Genomic DNA, 17,346 nt, shown 5'->3' with positions numbered 1-17,346 from the left:
AACAAGGGCGGCAGAGTCGGCGGCGAGGGGCGGGGGGCGCGCGGTGGCGCGGAACCCGTCGGCGGGCAGGTGGGCGGTGGTCTGGCGGAGTTGACCCCGGACCGCGAGCGGCCCCGGGCCTGGACCCTGTCGATCGACGGGGCCCCGCAGTCGCACGTGGACCTCGACGACCCCGGCCGGCTGGACTTCGCCTACCAGCGGCGCATCGGCCACCTCATCGACCTCGTCGCACCCGCCCGGCAGCCCCTGAACGTGGTGCACCTCGGCGGCGGCGCCTTCACCCTGGCCCGCTACACGGCCGCCGCACGGCCCCGCTCCACGCAGCAGGTCGTGGAGATCGACGGCGCCCTGGTGGCCTTCGTGCGCGAGCACCTGCCGCTGGACCCCCAGGCGCGGATCCGGGTCCGGGCCGTGGACGCGCGGGCCGGGCTGGCCAAGGTGCCCGACGGCTGGGCCGACCTGATCATCGCCGACGTGTTCAGCGGGGCCCGTACGCCCGCCCACCTGACCAGCGCCGAGTTCCTGGACGACGTACGCCGGGCCCTGGCGCCCACCGGCTGGTACGTCGCGAACCTCGCGGACGGTCCGCCGCTGGCGCACCTGCGCGGCCAGATCGCCACCGCCGCCTCCCGCTTCGCCGAACTGGCCGTCGCCGCCGACCCGGTGGTGTGGCGGGGCAAACGTTTCGGCAACGCGGTGCTGGTCGCCGCCGACCGGGAGCTCCCGGTGGCGGAGTTCACCCGCCGCGTGGCGAGCGACCCGCACCCGGGCCGGGTGGAACACGGCCGGGCGCTGGCGGACTTCACGGGCGGGGCGACCCCCGTCGCGGACGCCTCCGCCGTGGCCTCCCCGGAGCCGCCGCCGTCGGTGTTCCGCTGACGGTGTTCCGCTGACGGTGCTCCGCCGGCGCTCGGGGTGCGGGTTTCAGCCCTCGTAGGTCTCCACCAGCGGCGGGTGGCCGTTCCAGGTGCAGAAGACCGACATCTCCCGGCCCGCCCTGGAGAAGGTCACCCGGATCCAGTACGGCTGTTTCCACACCTGCATCTGCCAGCCGGCGTCCGGCGTCGCCGACACCAGCTCGGCCGAGGAGGCCCCCAGGTCGAAGACCACCCGGCCGCCCGTGACCGGGTAGGCCTTCACCTCCCCCTGGGCGCCGCCCTCCGGCCGCGACCCGGGGCCCGGACCCGGCGGGGCCTGCTTCGGGGACGGCTTCGCGGCGGAGGCGCCGGCGGACGGCGCCGCCTGCGACGGGCCGGACGCGGAAGCGGAGGGGGAACCGGACGGGGAGGCGGACGCGGACGGCGGGGCGGGGGAAGGCACGGGCGACGGAGCCCGCGAGCCCAGCGTCGAGGAGGACAGCGGCGGGTTCGCGAGCGGAACCGCGAGCGGAGGATCGTAGGCCGTTCCCGACATGACGGTGTGCACGCCCCACCAGGACAGGGCCATGGCGGCACCGGTCGCCAGCACCCAGGCCGTGGCATGTACAAGTCCTCGTCGCATCAGGGGACATACTGCACCACCCGGAACGGACCCGGCCCGACACCCCGCCCGGTCGCCCGAATGGACTACCGTGCGGCCATGCCCAGTGTGCTCGTGGTCGAGGACGACCAGTTCGTACGTTCCGCCCTGATCCGGCACCTGACCGAGGCCTCCCACACCGTGCGGAGCGTCGGCACGGCCCTGGAGGCCCTGCGCGAGGTCGCCCACCACCGCTTCGACGTGGTCATCCTGGACCTCGGCCTGCCCGACCTCGACGGCTCCGAGGCGCTCAAGATGCTGCGCGGCATCACCGACGTGCCCGTCATCATCGCGACCGCGCGCGACGACGAGGCCGAGATCGTCCGCCTCCTCAACGACGGCGCCGACGACTACCTGACCAAACCCTTCTCCGTGGAGCACCTCTCCGCCCGCATGGCCGCCGTACTGCGCCGCTCCCAGGCGGCTGCCGCCGAACCCCCCTCGCGGGTGCTGCGCGTCGGCGGGCTCGCCATCGACCCCCTGCGCCGGCAGGCCGAGCTGGACGGGGCCGTCCTCGACCTGACCCGCCGGGAGTTCGACCTGCTGACCTTCCTCGCCGGCCGGCCCGGGGTGGTCGTCGCCCGGCGCGAACTGCTCGCCGAGGTCTGGCAGCAGTCGTACGGGGACGACCAGACCATCGACGTGCACCTGTCCTGGCTGCGCCGCAAGCTCGGCGAGACCGCCGCCAACCCCCGCTACCTGCACACCCTGCGCGGGGTCGGGGTCAAGCTGGAGCCGCCGCTGTGACGCGCGGCCCGGGGAGGGGGACGGGGAGGGGGACGCCGTGAGGTGGGCGCTGGTCAAGGTGTGCCTGGCGGTCACGACCATGGTGGTCCTGGCGTTCGCGGTACCACTGGGGCTGGTGGTGCAGGAGATGGCCCGGGACCGGGCCTTCTCCAACGCCGAACGACAGGCCGCCACCATGAGCCCGACGCTCTCCATCACCACCGACCCGGTCCAACTGCGCAAGGCCGTGGAATCCACGCAGACGGGCGCCGCCCGCCGGATGGCCGTCCACGTACCGGCCATCGGCGACGCCCCGCCCGTGGACATCGGCGGCGGCTGGGCCGGCGCGCACGCGGTGCAGGAGACCCGCCGCCTGGGCCGGGCCGGCACCGCGAAGGTGGCCGGCGGGGGATCGGCCCTGCTCCAACCCACCGCCCTCGGCTCCGGGGACATCGCCGTGATCGAGATCCTGGTCCCGGAGAGCGAGGTGAGCAACGGCGTCACCACCGCCTGGCTGGTCCTGGCCGGGGTCGGGATCGCCCTCGTCGTCGGCTCCGTCGCCGTCGCCGACCGGCTCGGTGCCCGCCTGGTGCGGCCCGCCGAACGGCTCGCGGACGCCGCGCACCAGCTGGGGGAGGGCCGGCTCGGCGCACGGGTGCCGGAGGCCGGGCCGAAGGAACTCCGCTCGGCGGCCGTCGCGTTCAACTCCATGGCCGACCAGGTCGTGGAACTCCTCGCCAACGAGCGGGAACTCGCCGCCGACCTCTCGCACCGCCTCCGCACGCCCCTGACCGTGCTCCGGCTCAACGCCGCCTCCCTCGGGGACGGCCCGGCCGCCGAACACACCCGGGCGGCGGTCGAACAACTGGAGCGGGAGGTCGACACGATCATCCGCACCGCCCGGGAACAGCGCGCCCCCGCCGCCACGGCGGCCGGCGCGGGCTGCGACGCCTCCGAGGTGATCCGCGACCGGATGGGCTTCTGGTCCGCGCTGGCGGAGGACGAGGGCCGCGAGGTGCGCCTGGCCGGCGTGGACCGCACCGTACGCGTCCCCGTGGCCCGCCCCGAGCTGGCCGCCGCCCTCGACGCGCTCCTCGGCAACGTCTTCCGGCACACTCCCGAGGCCACGCCCTTCGCGGTGGACGTGCACGACGCCGGGGACGCCGTCATCGTCCTGGTCTCCGACGCGGGTCCGGGCATCGCCGACCCCGACGCGGCCCTGCGGCGCGGCAACGACGGGGCCCGGGACGGCTCCACGGGGCTCGGCCTGGACATCGTCCGGCGGGTCGCTGAGTCCACGGGCGGCGACGTCCGCCTGGGGCGCTCCGTACTCGGCGGCACCGAGGTGCGGCTGTGGATCGCCCTCGACGACCGGGCCCGCACCGGCGGCCGGGGCGCGGCCGGGCGGCGGACCCGGCGCGGGCGGCGGCGTACGGACCGGGCCGCGTCCGAGGGATGAGGGCAGGTCGGCGGGGCGAACGGCGCGCGGCGACGGGGGCTCGGCAGGCGCGCGGCGGGCGCTCGACGGGCCGGCGGCGCGTGGGCGGCATGTGGGCGGCGCGTGGGCGGCGCAACCGACGTACCCGTGGGGCGTGCCGCGCGGGGTGGGGGAGCGCGGGTCGGTACGGTCCGCCTCATGGACACCCTGATCTTCGGCGGGCTCCTCGCCACGCTGATCGCCATGTACCGGGAGACCTCCCGGACGGTGGTGCTCGGCGCGTGGTGGGCCGTGCTGATCGCCGTCATCCTGCTGATGGCGCACCACATCACCGGCGGCCTCGCCCTGACCCTGAGCTACTGACCGTGGCGGCGATGAGCACCCTCGTCCCCGAGACCCCGCTGGAGGGCGGGCTGTCGGGGCGGGTCCAGTACTGGTTCGCGTGCCTGTTCGTCATCGGCTGGACGGGCGTCGTCTGCGGCGGCCTGTACTACCAGTTCGGCCTGGGGGAGTACCCCTGCCCGCTGTGCGTCGTGCAGCGCATGTTCATGCTGCTGGCGGCGATCGGGGCGGCCCACGTCATCCGCTCCGCGCTCGTCGTGGGCGTGGTGACGGGCCGGGACTACATGATGGGCTGGGGCCTGGCCCTGGTCGCCGTGACGGCGGGCTCCTTCGCGGCGTGGCGGCAGACGACGCTGCACGTCCTGCCCGGGAGCAAGGGGTACGGCAGCGAGGTGTTCGGCCTGCACCTGTACGTGTGGGCGTGGATCCTCTTCACCGCCTCGGTCGTCGCGATCGGGATCGCCCTGGCCTTCGCCCACACGACCGCCGACCGGGTCGTCCCGGCCCGTACCCCGGGCCCGCACCGGGCGGTCGGGACCTTCGCCCTCGGCTTCCTCGGGCTGGTCATCGCCGTCAACCTGGTGGCCGTCTTCCTCCAGGAGGGCTTCCACTGGTTCCTGCCCGACGATCCCACGCGCTATCGGTTCTTCTACGACGTCGGGATCCTCGACGAGCCCCCGGCCCCCCGCCCGGGCGGCGGCGCTCCGCGCGGCTGACGCGGACGGTCGCGCGGCGCCGTCACTTCGACGACGGGACCCGGTCCCGCAGGGGCTCGAAGCGGCCCTCTCGGGCCGCCACCGCGGCCGTCACCGCCGACGCCACGGCCGCGGCGCAGGCGAGGGCGAACGCGGCCCGGTGGCCGTGGGCGGCCGCGAGCGGCCCGGCGACGGCCGCCGCCAGCGCCTGGCCGATGATCAGCCCGCTGCCCACGACGGTCATGGCCTCCGCCACCCGCTCGGCCGGACCGGTGCGTTCCACCAGGGCGAACAGGGCGATCAGGTGCGGGGCCACGGCCAGTCCGATCGCGGCGACGGCGGCGGCCGCCCCCCACAGCCCGCCCACGGCGAGCAGCGACAACGCCAGCAGCGCCTGGATCCCGATGCTCAGGCGCAACCGTACGACCGGACCCGCGCGACCCGGCCGGGCCACCGTCACGAGCCCGGCGACCGAGCTGGTCACCGCCATGGCCGCCCACACCGGTCCGGCCGCGCCGGGCTCGCCCACGGACTCCGCCAGCGCGTTGACCCCCGTGTTGGCGCCGCTCCACGCCGCGCCCTGGAGCACGGCCAGCGCGCACAGCAGGGCCAGCCCCGGAGACCACAGCCGTACGCCGCCCCGCGCACCCCCGCGCGCGAGCGGCCCGGGCGCGCTCGGGTGGAGGGCGAACAGGGTGCCCGCCACCAGGATCAGCACCGCCGCCAGCACCAGCGCCGAGGCGGGGTGGACGGTCACGGCGAGGATCCCGGCCAGCGCGGGCCCCACCACGAACCCGACCTCGTCGAGGGTGGTGTCCAGGGAGAGCGCCGAGCCCAGCAGGGCCTTGTCCTCCCCGGCCAACCGCGCCCAGCGGGCCCGCGCCAGCGGTCCCACCTGCGGCACGGTCAGCCCGGCCACCACGGCGAGCCCGACCGGGGCGGCGGGCTCCAGCCCGGCCAGGATCACGGCGAGGAGGCCGGCCAGGGCGGCGGCGTTCGCCCCGCAGGCGGTCAGGAGCACGGGCCGGTGTCCGCGCCGGTCCGCGAGCCGGCCGATGACCGGGCCGCCGAGGGCCTGGCCGAGCCAGAGGGCGGCGGCTACGGCTCCCGCCCGGCCGATGCCCTCGCGGGAGTTGACGAGCAGCAGGGTGCCGATGGGGCACAGGGCGGCGGGCAGGCGCGCGAGGAACCCGAGCAGGGGCAGCGAGGGGCCGCCGAGCGCGAGGACGCCGCGCAGGCCCGCGGGGGCGGGAGCGGTACGGGAGCCCGCGGCGGCGCGGGCGGTGGGTCGGGGCATGGGGGCAACCTCCAGCCGCACGCCGACCCTCCCGTGTCTCCGGCGCGCGTCGTTGCCCGTTGCCCGGGAGGGTAGTGGCGGAACCCCTCCCTCGGCAGTGCTCAGGCGTCCTCGCCGGCGCGGAGTCGTCGCGCCTGCTCCCGGCCGACCTCGGCGCTGCGGTGGAGGTAGTCGGCGATGACGGCGAGTTCCGCGTCGCCGTAGCGCTCCAGCACGGCCCCGAAGGCCCGGCCGGGGGCCTCCCAGGCGGCGGTGAACCGCTCGCGCGCGGCGGGCGCGAGGACGACGAGGGAACGGCGCCGGTCGTCGGGGTCGGCCTGCCGCGTGACGACGCCGGCCTTGACGAGCCGGTCCACGAGGCGGGTGGCGGAGCCGGACGTCAGGCCGGTCAGGCGGGCGACGTCACCGGTGGAGACCGGGCCGGGCTCCAGGTCGAGGAGGGCCACGCACTGGAGGTCGGTGGGGTGCAGCCCGACGTGGTCGGCCATGGCCTCGTCGAGACGCCCCTGGTCGGCGTGGCGGCGGCGGTCCTCGATGAGGATGCGCGCGAGGAGTTCGGCGCGGCTCCATTCACCCGCACGGGTGGAATCCTTTGACATCGGCTTCTCCCTGCCAGAGATTTGTCTGTGTGGCGCAGAGGTTGCGTGGAGCGGAATCTGCGTCGTGGAGTCGCTCGGCACTGTAGCCGAGGGGCCCGGTCGATCCAGGAGTAGATTCACAGCCACGGGAGGAAGCCATGAAGGGTCAGGAGCGGGTTCGCACGCACGGCGGTAAGGCGCCGACCCTGGAAGAGGTCGCGCGACGGGCCGGGGTCGGGCGCGGCACCGTCTCCCGGGTGGTCAACGGCTCGGGCAAGGTCAGCTCCGGCACCCGCGCCGCCGTCGAGGCCGCGGTCGCCGAGTTGGGATACGTGCCCCATCGGGCGGCCCGTGCGCTGGCCGGTGGCCGGGCGGACGCGATAGCGCTGGTCGTCCCCCGCTCCGCGCCCCACCTGGACCCGGACGTCGACCTCGCCCTCTCCGCCCTCGTGCACGGGGTCGGTGCGACCCTCGCCGAGCGGGACCTCCAGCTCGTGCTGACCTTCGCGGGCGAGGAGCGGGAGCGCGCCCGGCTGCTGCGGTACCTGTCCGCGCGCCGGGTCGACGGGGTGTTGCTGCTGTCGGCGCGCGCGGGCGACCCGTTGCCGGAGCTGGTGGCGGAGCTGGGGGTGCCGGTGGTGTTGGCCGGGCGCCGCCAGGAGCGGGAGACCCTGCCGAGCGTGGGGTTTGACGAGCGCGGGGGCGCGGCCGCGGCGGTGGGCCACCTCCTGCGGCGGGGCCGGCGGGCGATAGCCGCGCTGACGGGGGCGCCCGAGGCGTACGCCCCCCGGTGCCGGCTCGGAGGCTACCGGCAGGCCCTGGAGGGCGCGGGGCGCGGAGTGGACGAGCGGTTGATCGCCGTCGCGGAGTGTTCCGAGGCGGGGGGCCGCCGGGCCATGCGCGAGCTGTTGGAGCGCAGACCCGGGCTGGACGCCGTCTTCGCCGCGTCCGACCTGATGGCGGCCGGCGCCGGGCGGGAGCTGCGCGCGGCCGGTCGTCGAATACCGGGTGACGTGGCACTCGTCGGCTTCGGGGATTCGCCCGTGGCTCCCTTCCTGGAGCCCCCGCTGACCAGCGTCCGGCGTCCCGCGGCGGAGCTGGGCCGGGCCGTGACGCGGATGCTGCTGGAGCTGATCTCCGCCGAGCCGGCGGGGGAGGACCGCCGCCCGGAGCGGACACTGCTCCTGCCGACGCGACTGATCGTTCGGGAGTCCTCGTAGCCCGAGGCGGTCGCGGGTGGGCACGGTGCGGGTGCGGTGCGGGAAGGGACGCACGAAACGCGGAAGGCCCCGATCCGCCTTCGCGTATCGGGGCCTTCCCACAGGGTGAGTGACGGGACTTGAACCCGCGGCCACCTGGACCACAACCAGGTGCTCTACCAGCTGAGCTACACCCACCATGTCCGGTCGCTGAACGACCGGCCGAAGAAAAGGGTACAGGGTCCGGAGGGGTGCTCGCTCCCTCCTTTTCCGGCACCCCTCTCCGGTGGGTGCTACTCGCCGGCCACGACGTGCTTGGCGGCGATGGCGCGCGCGGTGTCCGAGTCCGGTCCGGGCTGCGGGACGAAGACCGCCTCGCGGTAGTAGCGCAGCTCGGCGATGGACTCCTTGATGTCCGCGAGCGCCCGGTGGTTGCCGTTCTTGGGCGGGCTGTTGAAGTACGCGCGGGGGTACCAGCGGCGCGCGAGCTCCTTCACCGAGGACACGTCCACGATCCGGTAGTGCAGGTAGCTCTCCAGCGCGCCCATGTCCCGCAGCAGGAAGCCGCGATCGGTGCCGACGGAGTTGCCGCACAGCGGCGCCTTCCGGGGCTCCTTCACGTGCTCCCGCACGTACGCCAGGACCTGCGCCTCGGCGTCGGCCAGGGTGGTGCCGCCAGCCAGTTCGTCCAGCAGCCCGGAGGAGGTGTGCATCTCGCGCACCACGTCCGGCATGTTCTCCAGGGCCGCGTCCGGCGGGCGGATCACGATGTCCACGCCTTCGCCGAGCACGTTGAGCTCCGAGTCGGTGACCAGTGCGGCCACCTCGATAAGTGCGTCGTCCGTCAACGAGAGCCCGGTCATCTCGCAGTCGATCCACACCATGCGATCGTTCATGCGCCCCACCTTATGCCGAAGGTCCCCCACATCGGTGCTCGGCCGATGTGGGGGACCCGGTCGGGACAGTGCCCGCGGGGGTGGCTACGCGTGCTCGCGCAGCACCCGGTTGGGGGCGTACAGCTCCGTCACGCTCGGACCGGAGGCGGCCAGGGCCGCCGCCGCGCGCTGGGGCTGCGGGGTGCGCTGGTGCGGAAGCGGCGTACCCGAGAGCTCCGACACCGGGGAGACGTCGGCCTGCGGCCGGCGCGCCCGGTAGGCGGAGCGGTAGGCGGCCGGGGAGGACCCCAGCTGCCGCCGGAAGTGTCCGCGCAGTGCGACGGGCGAACGGAACCCGCAGCGCCCGGCGACCTCGTCGACCGAGTAGTCGGAGGTCTCCAGCAGCCGCTGCGCCTGGAGCACCCGCTGGGTGATCAGCCACTGGAGCGGCGCGCTGCCGGTGAGCGAGCGGAACCTCCGGTCGAAGGTGCGTCGGCTCATGTAGGCGCGGGCGGCCAGCGTCTCCACGTCGAACTGCTCGTGGAGGTGCTCCAGCGCCCAGGCGACGACCTCGGCCAGCGGGTCGGCGCCGATCTCCTCGGGCAGCGACCGGTCGAGGTAGCGTTCCTGGCCACCCGTGCGGCGCGGCGGGACGACGAGTCGGCGGGCCAGTGCCCCTGCCGCCTCGCTGCCGTGGTCCGTGCGCACGATGTGCAGGCACAGGTCGATTCCGGCCGCGGTGCCCGCGGACGTCAGGACGTCACCGTCGTCGACGAACAGCTCGCGCGGGTCGACGTGGACGGACGGGTACCGCTTGGCCAGCGTCGGCGCGTACATCCAGTGCGTCGTCGCGGGCCGGCCGTCGAGCAGCCCGGCGGCGGCGAGCACGAAGGCTCCCGTGCACAGGCCGACGATCCGGGCCCCCTCCTCGTGCGCCAGACGCAGTGCGTCGAGCGCCTCCGGCGGCGGCGGTGAAGTGATGGAGCGCCAGGCCGGCACGACGACCGTGCCTGCCCGGGCGATCGCCTCCAACCCGTATGGCGCGGTCAGTTCGAGTCCGCCGGTGGTCCGCAGCGGACCGTCCTCCCCGGCGCACACGAGCAGTCGATAGCGCGGAACGCCCGCGTCCTGCCGGTCGATGCCGAACACGGACAACGGAATGGAACTCTCGAAGATCGGCCCGCCGCTGAACAGCAGCACGGCGACGATCTCCCTGCGGCGACGCCCCGCGAGCTTCCGGCCCGCGTCCGCGACGACGGCGGTGGAATCCTGGCTCATGGCGCTAAGCCCCCCTTGGGTGTCGCGACTCCTTGGTCTGGTCGCACCTGCACGTTTCCCCTCGGCCTTGCACGTGGATCCCCCGCCGTAAATACATGATCGAATCTACTGCGTCCCGTGGTGTCGGCGTGACAAGTTCAGCACGCAGCGCTATGTCGACTTGGCAACTTGGCGAAAAGCATTCGATCAGGAAGCGTTCCACTCCGCTACCCGAGTGGGAAGCGTGCGCTCCGGCCATGGCCTGTACCCATGGGGTCGCGGCACCCCCCTGACCCTGTCGTCGCTGATGGTAGGGGGGTTGGGGGGACATTCCGGCAAGGGGGGCACCCGGTCCGGAAGTTGGCTGAAAACAACCGGGTGTGTACGTGCGAACCGGTCAGTCGTGCGGGGAGAGCCCGCCGGGGCCGTGGCAGCCGCGGTGCGAACCGGAACCGCTGCGCGAGTGTCGGCCACGGTGTCCGGTCGGCGGGGAGTCCTCCGCGAACACCCGGGCCGCGGCCCGCTGCGTCTTCTCGGAGTGGCGCAGCAGGATCCGGCAGGCGGCCGTCACGGCGGCGAGCCCGAGGGTGGCGACGGCGGCGCCGCCGTAGGAGGTCCCGTAGACGACCAGGACCACCGGGACCAGCAGGCAGCTGAAGGCGGCCCAACGGACCACGTCATCCGCGGCGTCGTCCTGGGGGCGTCCCGGGTGCTGCCCGGACGGGTGAACCGATGGGTGGCGCGAGGAGGTGAAGGAGGAGGGGAAAGCGGAGGGGTGGGGAGGGCGGGGGGAGGGGCGGGACTGCGTCGGCGGAACGGGCTGGACGGGTTGGACGGGGTGAACCGGATGGCCGGGCACGGCGTACTCCCTGCGGGCTCTTCCTGGACGGTCGGACGCATGTCCAACGCCCCGGCGCGGGGCTCGGTCACTGCGCGCACGGGTGGCGCCGGGTCCTCTCGTCACTGGCTGTAGGGGACAGTCGTCATTGCCAAGGAGCCCTCGCTCCGGCATGCTCCCTGGGACGCTCTCCTAGGGCGACATGCCCTGTGCAGGACAGGAGTGTCGCCGTACCCTGGTGGGTAAAGGCTTGGGAAGATGTTTCCCGGACAGAGCTTGGTCACGCTGCGTCGCCAAAGTCGGCGTCGTCGCCCACCCGCAGCACCCGCCCGCACCGCCCCGCACCGCCGAAATCGCCCGTCGCTTCCCCGAGGATCCTTCGCCGAGACACCCATGGCCGGTCACGAATTCTCCGAACCCGCGGACCGCAAGCGCAAACCCCTCGCCGATTCCGCATCGAGCGACCTGCGCGCGGTGGAACAGACACGCCTCCCCTGCGACCCGGCCTTCCGGCACGGTGTGGTGGTGGGCTTCGACGGCTCCACGTCCAGTGAGAGAGCCCTCGCGTATGCCATCGGGATGGCCCGGCGCTCCGGTTCCGGTCTGATCATCGTGCATGTCGCCAACCGGCTCCCCACCACGGTCTGGGCCGGCTGCGAGCCGCCCGTCTTCGTCGACGTCCCCGACCACCGCACCGAGGTGCTGGGGCTGGAGCTGGCGTGCGCGGACTACCTCTCCGAGGTGCCGTGGATCCTCGTCGAGCGGGGCGGGGACATCTGCCACGAGCTGGAGGAGGTCGGCCGGGAGTATTCGGCGGACGCCATCGTGGTCGGTTCCACGCACGGGATCGTGGGCCGGATCTTCGGGTCGGTCGCGGGTCGGCTCGCCAAGCGGGCGCAGCGACCCGTTGTTGTCATTCCGTGACCCTCTGTAGGTCGGTTGTGCGGTTGTGAACCCATGTAAAGGGTAAATAAGTGCTGCTGGGACGCAGCAAACAACTGCAGATCGAAGGGAGCCCGCCGTGGACAATGGTGTCTCTGCGGGAAGCACGGCCTCGACTTCGACCCTCGGGAACATCGCCCTGGGTCTCACCCTTCTCGCGTTCGGTATCGGCCACACCGGCATCCTGAACGGTGTCACCGCCGCCGACTCCGTGTCACTCGCCATGTACGTCGGCGGCGCGGCCCTCTTCCTCCTCGGACTCGTCGAGTACCGCGGCGGCAACGGATTCAACGGCACCGCCTTCGCGGGCCTGGGCGTCTTCTGGTTCACCTGGGCCAAGGGCGCGGGCGGGGCGGCCTCCGCTGACGCCGCCGGAACGTTTCTGGTCCTCTTCGCGATGCTCGCGCTGACCCTCACGGTCGCCGCCGCGAGCGGTCTGTTCGGCCAGGGCGTCTACGCCCTGCTCACCCTCTCCCTGGTGCTGCTGGCGATAGCCGCGTTCGCGGACAGCTCCGCGCTGGCCAAGGTCGGCGGCTGGGTCGCGGCCGTGTCCGGCCTGCTCGCCTGGTACGGGGCCACCGCGGCCCTGGCCCACTGGCCGATGGCGCTCGGCAAGGCCTCGGGTCGCGGCGCGGTCGCCGCGGGGTGAGGCGTCACGGCGAAGGCCCCCGGGGAATCCTCCCCGGGGGCCTTCGTCACGTTCGGGTGCGCGTACCGGCGTCGGAGCGCGAGACGCGCTCGAACCGTGCGACCCGCTCGGCGGTGACGCGACCTACTCGACGGTCACGGACTTCGCCAGGTTGCGCGGCTTGTCGATGTCCCGGCCCAGGGCCAGGGCGGTGTGGTAGGCCAGCAGCTGGAGCGGGATGCCCATCAGGATCGGGTCCAGCTCGTCCTCGTTCTTGGGCACGAGGATGGTGTGGTCGGCCTTCTCCTGCTCCCGGTGGGCGACGGCGAGGATCCGGCCGCTGCGGGCCTTGATCTCCTCCAGCGCGGCGCGGTTCTTCTCCAGCAGGTCGTCGTCCGGGACGATCGCGACCGTCGGCATCGCCGGCTCGATGAGGGCCAGCGGGCCGTGCTTGAGCTCGGAGGCCGGGTAGGCCTCGGCGTGGATGTAGGAGATCTCCTTCAGCTTGAGGGAGGCCTCCAGGGCCACGGGGTAGCCGCGCACCCGGCCGATGAACATCATCGACTTGGCCTCGGCGTACTCGGCCGCGAGCCGCTTGATCTCGTCCTCGCCCTCCAGGATCTCCTGGATCTGCGACGGCAGTCGGCGCAGGCCCTCGATGATCCGCTTGCCGTCGGTGACCGACAGGTCGCGGATGCGGCCGAGGTGTACGGCGAGGAGGGCGAAGGCCACCACCGTGTTGGTGAAGCACTTGGTGGACACGACGCAGACCTCGGGGCCGGCGTGCACGTACACGCCGCCGTCGGCCTCGCGGGCGATGGCGGAGCCGACCACGTTGACCACGCCGAGGACGCGGGCGCCCTTGCGCTTGAGCTCCTGGACCGCCGCGAGCACGTCGTAGGTCTCACCGGACTGGGAGACCGCGATGTAGAGGGTGTCCGGGTCCACGACCGGGTTGCGGTAGCGGAACTCGGAGGCCGGCTCGGCGTCGGCGGGGATGCGGGCCATGCTCTCGATGAGCCCGGCGCCGATCAGGCCCGCGTGGTAGGAGGTGCCGCAGCCCAGGATCTTGACCCGGCGGATGCCGCGGGCCTCGCGCGGGTCGAGGTTCAGGCCGCCCAGGTGGACGGTGTTGAAGCGGTCGTCGATCCGGCCGCGCAGCACGCGGTCGACCGCGTCGGGCTGCTCGGAGATCTCCTTGTGCATGTACGTGTCGTGACCGCCCATGTCGTAGGAGGCGGCCTCCCACTCCACGGTCTCCGGGGTGGCGGTGGTCGTCGTACCGCTGGTGGTGTAGGTGCGGAAGTCGTCGGCCTTGAGGGTGGCCATCTCGCCGTCGTTGAGGGTCACGACCTGGCGGGTGTGGGCGATCAGCGCGGCGACGTCGGAGGCGACGAGCATCTCCTTCTCGCCGATGCCGAGGATGACCGGGGAGCCGTTGCGGGCGACGACGATGCGGTCGGCGAAGTCGGCGTGCATGACGGCGATGCCGTAGGTGCCCTCGATGACCTTGAGCGCCTCGCGGACCTTCTCCTCCAGGCTGTCGGCCTGCGAGCGGGCGATCAGGTGGGTGATCACCTCGGTGTCGGTCTCGGACGCGAAGACGACGCCCTCGGCCTCCAGCTTGGCGCGCAGCTCGGAGGCGTTGTCGACGATGCCGTTGTGGACGACGGCGACCTTGTTGTCGGGGTCCAGGTGCGGGTGCGAGTTGACGTCGCTCGGGGCGCCGTGGGTGGCCCAGCGGGTGTGGGCGATGCCGGTGGTGCCGGCGAAGCGCTTGGGGACGCGGGCCTCCAGGTCGCGGACGCGACCCTTCGCCTTGACCATCTTCAGCGCGGCGGCCTTCGGGCTGTTGACGACGATGCCCGCGGAGTCGTAGCCGCGGTATTCCAGTCGTGCCAGGCCTTCGAGCAGCAGCGGTGCCACGTCACGCTTGCCGATGTAACCGACGATTCCGCACATACGGTTGAGCCCCTCCTGAAGTTCGGTTCGTGTGCCCGGTTCCCGCGACCGGCTCAGCCGTAGACGATGCGGCGCAGCTGGCGGAGCGAGAGTTCCGGGGGTGCCACGGCGCGGTGCGGCAGTTCGGCCGCGATCCGTTCGAAGATCTCCGCGTTGACGGCGCCACCGGACTGGAGCTCGCGGTGGCGACGGCGGACGAACTCCTCGGTCGTCTCGTCGAAGTACGCCAGCACGTCGAGCACCACCCGGGCGGCCTCCCCGCGCTGGAGCGCGGTGCTGCGCACCAGGTGGTCGACGAGGTCGTCATGCGACGGGCGGCGATCGAGCACCTGTAGATAGTGACGGCCGAAGGGGAGGAACGCAAAGATCCTGCCCGATTTCGGGCAGGATCTCGCTGGTCTGGACCAGAGGAATGGGAAATTCCGGACGGGGAGGGTCAGAAACGACCCAGAATCGCCGCCTTCGCCGCGCTGAACTCCGCCTCGGTGAGGATGCCGCCCTGACGCAGCTCGCCCAGCTCCCGCAGCCGCCGCAGCAGCGTGTCGTGGTCCGCCGCCTCGCCGGCGAGGGCCGGACCCGACCGCTCCAGGGGGGTCGGGGCGGACGCGGGGAGGGGCGCGGCGGGCGTCGGGTGGGGCGTGGCGGGCGTCGGGTGGGGCATCCGTACGGCCACGGCCGCCGCGACCAGCGCCATCACCGGGTCCTTGCGCAGCCCGAAGAGCTCCACCGTGTACGGGTCGTACTTGGGCGGACCGGGCTGCGGGGCCCCCGCCAGGCTGAAGCGCAGCCAACCGTTCTCCAGACCCCGCGCGGGGAACCACTGCACCCCGCCCAGCTCGGCCACCCGGAAGGAACGCGGACCGGAGGCGGTCTTGGCCTCCTCCGCCGTCCAGCTCCAGTTCAGCGTGATCCGGTCCCCGTCGAACTCCGCCGTGCCATCCCCCGCGCTCACCGTCAGCGGCACCGACGGGCCGGGCAGCAGGTAGCCGTGCGCCGGCCCCGGGTCGATCCGGTCGAGCAGCAGGGCGTTGCGGACCTCGTCCACGAAGTACTCCGCCACCCCCGTGCGGTCGTTGTCCACCGTCAACCGGTACGGGTCCGAGGCCTCCGGCAACCGCCCGGCGGTCACCTGGAGGAGCGGGCACGCGCCGTCGCGCAGCCTCAGCCGCAACCGGCCCGCCTTGCGCCCCGGTTCATGGCTGATGCCCCCGATCGCCCGCAGCGGAACGGCCACTTCACCGAGCGTCTGCCGCAGCGCTCCGACCCCCTTGTCGCGACCGGGCACGATGCGCACCGTGTCCCCGTCGAAGGTCCACGTACCGTCCTTCTGGATGATTTCCGCCATTGAGGGATTCTCCCATCGGCCCACCCGTCGCGGCAGGAGGGCCGGTTGGCCTATACCTGAGCGCATGAGAGTCCTGCGACGCGCGCTCGGCACCCTCCTCGCCCTCGGAGCCCTCGGCACCTCCGTCTCCTGCGCCCCCGCCCGCGGCGACGACGCCAGACCGGGCGACCGGCGGCCCGCGGCCCTCGCCCCCTACGAACGGATCCTGCCCGCGCCCGCCTCCGCGCGGGCCGAGGGCGCCGGCTGGGACTTCGGCGCGGGCACGGTGATCCGTACCGGCCGGCGCGCCCCGGAGGAGGTGCGCCAGGTCGGCGAACTGCTCGCGGAACAGCTGCGCGGACCGAGCGGACTGCCGCTGCCCGTGGTCGACGGCGAGGACGGGGACGGGATCCGGCTCCTGATCGACCAGGGGGCGCGGGAGCTGGGCGAGGAGGGCTACCGCCTGCGGACCACCGCCTCCGGGGTCACCCTCACCGCCCGCACCCCGGCCGGCCTCTTCCGCGGGGGCCAGACGCTGCGCCAGCTGCTGCCGGTGCGGGGGACGGGGCAGGTGCCCGGCGGTACCGTCACGGACGTGCCGCGCTTCGCGTACCGGGGCGCGATGATCGACGTGGCCCGGCACTTCTTCCCGGTCGAGCAGGTCAAGCGGTACGTGGACCAGCTCGCCCAGTACAAGATCAACAAGCTGCACCTGCACCTGACCGACGACCAGGGCTGGCGGCTGTGGATCGACTCCTGGCCGCGGCTCGCCGAACACGGCGGCGGGAGCGAGGTCGGCGGCGGCCCCGGGGGGCACTGGACCAAGGAGGAGTACCGGGAGCTGGTCGCGTACGCGGCGCAGCGCTACGTGGAGGTGATCCCGGAGATCGACATGCCGGGCCACGTGAACGCCGCCCAGGCCTCCTACGCGGAACTGAACTGCGACGGCAAGGCGCGCGAGCGCTACACCGGCATCAAGGTCGGCTTCAGCTCGCTGTGCGTGGGCAAGGAGCGGACGTACGAGTTCGTCGACGAGGTCCTCGGCGAACTCGCCGAGCTCACCCCGGGCAGGTACCTGCACATCGGGGGCGACGAGGCGCACTCCACCCCGGAGGCGGACTACCGGGCCTTCATGGACCGGGCCCAGGCGATCGTCGCCCGGCACGGCAAGACGGTGGTGGCCTGGCACCAGCTCGCGAACGCCTCCCCGGCGCCGGGCGCCGTGCTCCAGTACTGGGGCCACGACAAGACGGGCGCCGCCGAGAAGGCGGCCGTGGCGACGGCGGCGAAGGCGGGCCACCTGGTGATCCTGTCCCCGGCCGACCGGGCCTACCTCGACATGAAGTACGACGCGACCACCAAGCCGGGCCTGGCCTGGGCGGGATACGTACCGGTGCGGCGCGGCTACTCCTGGGACCCGGGCCGCCACCTGCCCGACGTCCCCGAATCGGCGGTGCTCGGCGTGGAGGCCCCGCTGTGGACGGAGACGATCGCCACGCGCGCCGACTGGGAACTGATGGCCTTCCCCCGCGTCCTGGGCCTGGCCGAACTGGGCTGGTCCCCGCCCGCCGCCCTGGGCTGGGACACCTACCGCGCCCGTCTGGCCGCCCAGGGCCCCCGCCTGGACGCGCAGGACATCGCCTACTTCCGCGCCCCGGACGTGCCCTGGGAGTGAGAAGGGCCCCGACCGGTGGGGTCGGGGCCGAACGCACGCGGCGCGTCCGCGA

Annotated in this window: 18 protein-coding genes and 1 tRNA gene; 9 read left to right on the top strand and 10 right to left on the bottom strand. The window is 73.5% G+C overall.

All coding sequences use genetic code 11. The features are described 5' to 3' along the window. Positions 1-69 precede the first annotated feature (69 nt). On the top strand, positions 70-879 hold the full coding sequence (locus AB0D01_RS09085; protein WP_363054538.1) for a fused MFS/spermidine synthase: 810 nt from the start codon (positions 70-72) through the stop codon (positions 877-879). A 45-nt stretch (positions 880-924) separates the two neighbouring features. Here AB0D01_RS09085 and AB0D01_RS09080 read toward each other — a convergent pair whose 3' ends face one another. Continuing rightward, complete coding sequence (locus AB0D01_RS09080) at positions 925-1,500, bottom strand: hypothetical protein (RefSeq protein WP_363054427.1); 576 nt, start codon at positions 1,498-1,500, stop codon at positions 925-927. 78 nt (positions 1,501-1,578) lie between these two features. On the opposite strand from AB0D01_RS09080, the gene AB0D01_RS09075 reads away from it, so the two are divergent. From AB0D01_RS09075 to AB0D01_RS09060, 4 genes are all read left to right on the top strand, one after another. After that, positions 1,579-2,265 carry a response regulator transcription factor gene (locus tag AB0D01_RS09075; RefSeq protein ID WP_363054426.1) on the top strand — a complete coding sequence of 229 codons (687 nt, stop codon included), beginning with the start codon at positions 1,579-1,581 and terminating at the stop codon, positions 2,263-2,265. 37 nt (positions 2,266-2,302) lie between these two features. Beyond that, complete coding sequence (locus AB0D01_RS09070; RefSeq protein ID WP_363054425.1) at positions 2,303-3,703, top strand: HAMP domain-containing sensor histidine kinase; 1,401 nt, start codon at positions 2,303-2,305, stop codon at positions 3,701-3,703. 177 nt (positions 3,704-3,880) lie between these two features. Further along, on the top strand, positions 3,881-4,045 hold the full coding sequence (locus AB0D01_RS09065; RefSeq protein WP_363054424.1) for a DUF5993 family protein: 165 nt from the start codon (positions 3,881-3,883) through the stop codon (positions 4,043-4,045). A gap of 11 nt (positions 4,046-4,056) precedes the next feature. Beyond that, entirely contained in the window at positions 4,057-4,740 is a 684-nt protein-coding gene (locus AB0D01_RS09060) for a disulfide bond formation protein B (RefSeq protein ID WP_363054423.1), read from the top strand. A gap of 22 nt (positions 4,741-4,762) precedes the next feature. Here the strand turns inward: AB0D01_RS09060 and AB0D01_RS09055 are convergent, their stop codons facing one another. Together AB0D01_RS09055 and AB0D01_RS09050 are read right to left on the bottom strand one after the other, a co-directional pair. Then, positions 4,763-6,016, bottom strand: coding sequence for an MFS transporter (locus AB0D01_RS09055; protein ID WP_363054422.1), 1,254 nt, complete (start codon positions 6,014-6,016; stop codon positions 4,763-4,765). Positions 6,017-6,117: 101 nt separating this feature from the next. Further along, positions 6,118-6,615, bottom strand: a complete 498-nt coding sequence (locus tag AB0D01_RS09050) for a MarR family transcriptional regulator (protein ID WP_363054421.1) — start codon at positions 6,613-6,615, stop codon at positions 6,118-6,120. Positions 6,616-6,752: 137 nt separating this feature from the next. Here AB0D01_RS09050 and AB0D01_RS09045 point away from each other — a divergent pair, with 137 nt between their 5' ends. Next, a complete protein-coding gene (locus AB0D01_RS09045) occupies positions 6,753-7,814 on the top strand; it encodes a LacI family DNA-binding transcriptional regulator (protein ID WP_363054420.1) in 1,062 nt (353 codons plus the stop codon). 104 nt (positions 7,815-7,918) lie between these two features. On the opposite strand, the gene AB0D01_RS09040 is transcribed toward AB0D01_RS09045, so the two are convergent. The 4 genes from AB0D01_RS09040 to AB0D01_RS09025 all read right to left on the bottom strand — a co-directional run bounded on the left by AB0D01_RS09040 (position 7,919) and on the right by AB0D01_RS09025 (position 10,601). Continuing rightward, positions 7,919-7,991: transfer RNA gene (locus tag AB0D01_RS09040), tRNA-His, on the bottom strand. A 95-nt stretch (positions 7,992-8,086) separates the two neighbouring features. Next, complete coding sequence (gene orn / locus AB0D01_RS09035) at positions 8,087-8,689, bottom strand: oligoribonuclease (RefSeq protein WP_363054419.1); 603 nt, start codon at positions 8,687-8,689, stop codon at positions 8,087-8,089. Between the two features lie 84 nt (positions 8,690-8,773). After that, on the bottom strand, positions 8,774-9,946 hold the full coding sequence (locus AB0D01_RS09030) for a helix-turn-helix domain-containing protein (protein WP_363054418.1): 1,173 nt from the start codon (positions 9,944-9,946) through the stop codon (positions 8,774-8,776). 376 nt (positions 9,947-10,322) lie between these two features. Next, complete coding sequence (locus AB0D01_RS09025; protein ID WP_363054417.1) at positions 10,323-10,601, bottom strand: hypothetical protein; 279 nt, start codon at positions 10,599-10,601, stop codon at positions 10,323-10,325. 555 nt (positions 10,602-11,156) lie between these two features. Between AB0D01_RS09025 and AB0D01_RS09020 the strand changes: the two genes are divergently transcribed. Continuing rightward, complete coding sequence (locus AB0D01_RS09020; RefSeq protein WP_363054416.1) at positions 11,157-11,687, top strand: universal stress protein; 531 nt, start codon at positions 11,157-11,159, stop codon at positions 11,685-11,687. A 97-nt stretch (positions 11,688-11,784) separates the two neighbouring features. Further along, on the top strand, positions 11,785-12,354 hold the full coding sequence (locus AB0D01_RS09015; protein ID WP_363054415.1) for an acetate uptake transporter: 570 nt from the start codon (positions 11,785-11,787) through the stop codon (positions 12,352-12,354). Positions 12,355-12,477: 123 nt separating this feature from the next. Here AB0D01_RS09015 and glmS read toward each other — a convergent pair whose 3' ends face one another. The 3 genes from glmS to AB0D01_RS09000 all read right to left on the bottom strand — a co-directional run bounded on the left by glmS (position 12,478) and on the right by AB0D01_RS09000 (position 15,640). Further along, positions 12,478-14,295 carry a glutamine--fructose-6-phosphate transaminase (isomerizing) gene (gene glmS / locus AB0D01_RS09010; protein WP_363054414.1) on the bottom strand — a complete coding sequence of 606 codons (1,818 nt, stop codon included), beginning with the start codon at positions 14,293-14,295 and terminating at the stop codon, positions 12,478-12,480. 53 nt (positions 14,296-14,348) lie between these two features. After that, positions 14,349-14,624, bottom strand: coding sequence for a hypothetical protein (locus tag AB0D01_RS09005; RefSeq protein WP_030008735.1), 276 nt, complete (start codon positions 14,622-14,624; stop codon positions 14,349-14,351). Positions 14,625-14,731: 107 nt separating this feature from the next. Next, complete coding sequence (locus AB0D01_RS09000; RefSeq protein WP_363054413.1) at positions 14,732-15,640, bottom strand: DUF4429 domain-containing protein; 909 nt, start codon at positions 15,638-15,640, stop codon at positions 14,732-14,734. A 64-nt stretch (positions 15,641-15,704) separates the two neighbouring features. Between AB0D01_RS09000 and AB0D01_RS08995 the strand changes: the two genes are divergently transcribed. Continuing rightward, on the top strand, positions 15,705-17,294 hold the full coding sequence (locus AB0D01_RS08995; RefSeq protein ID WP_363054412.1) for a beta-N-acetylhexosaminidase: 1,590 nt from the start codon (positions 15,705-15,707) through the stop codon (positions 17,292-17,294). The last annotated feature ends 52 nt before the right edge of the window (positions 17,295-17,346 follow it).

It is taken from the genome of Streptomyces sp. NPDC048606 (assembly GCF_040650855.1).
Lineage (GTDB): Bacteria > Actinomycetota > Actinomycetes > Streptomycetales > Streptomycetaceae > Streptomyces.
Note: the sequence above shows the minus strand (reverse complement) of the source record. Positions and strands in the feature narration are given on the sequence as shown.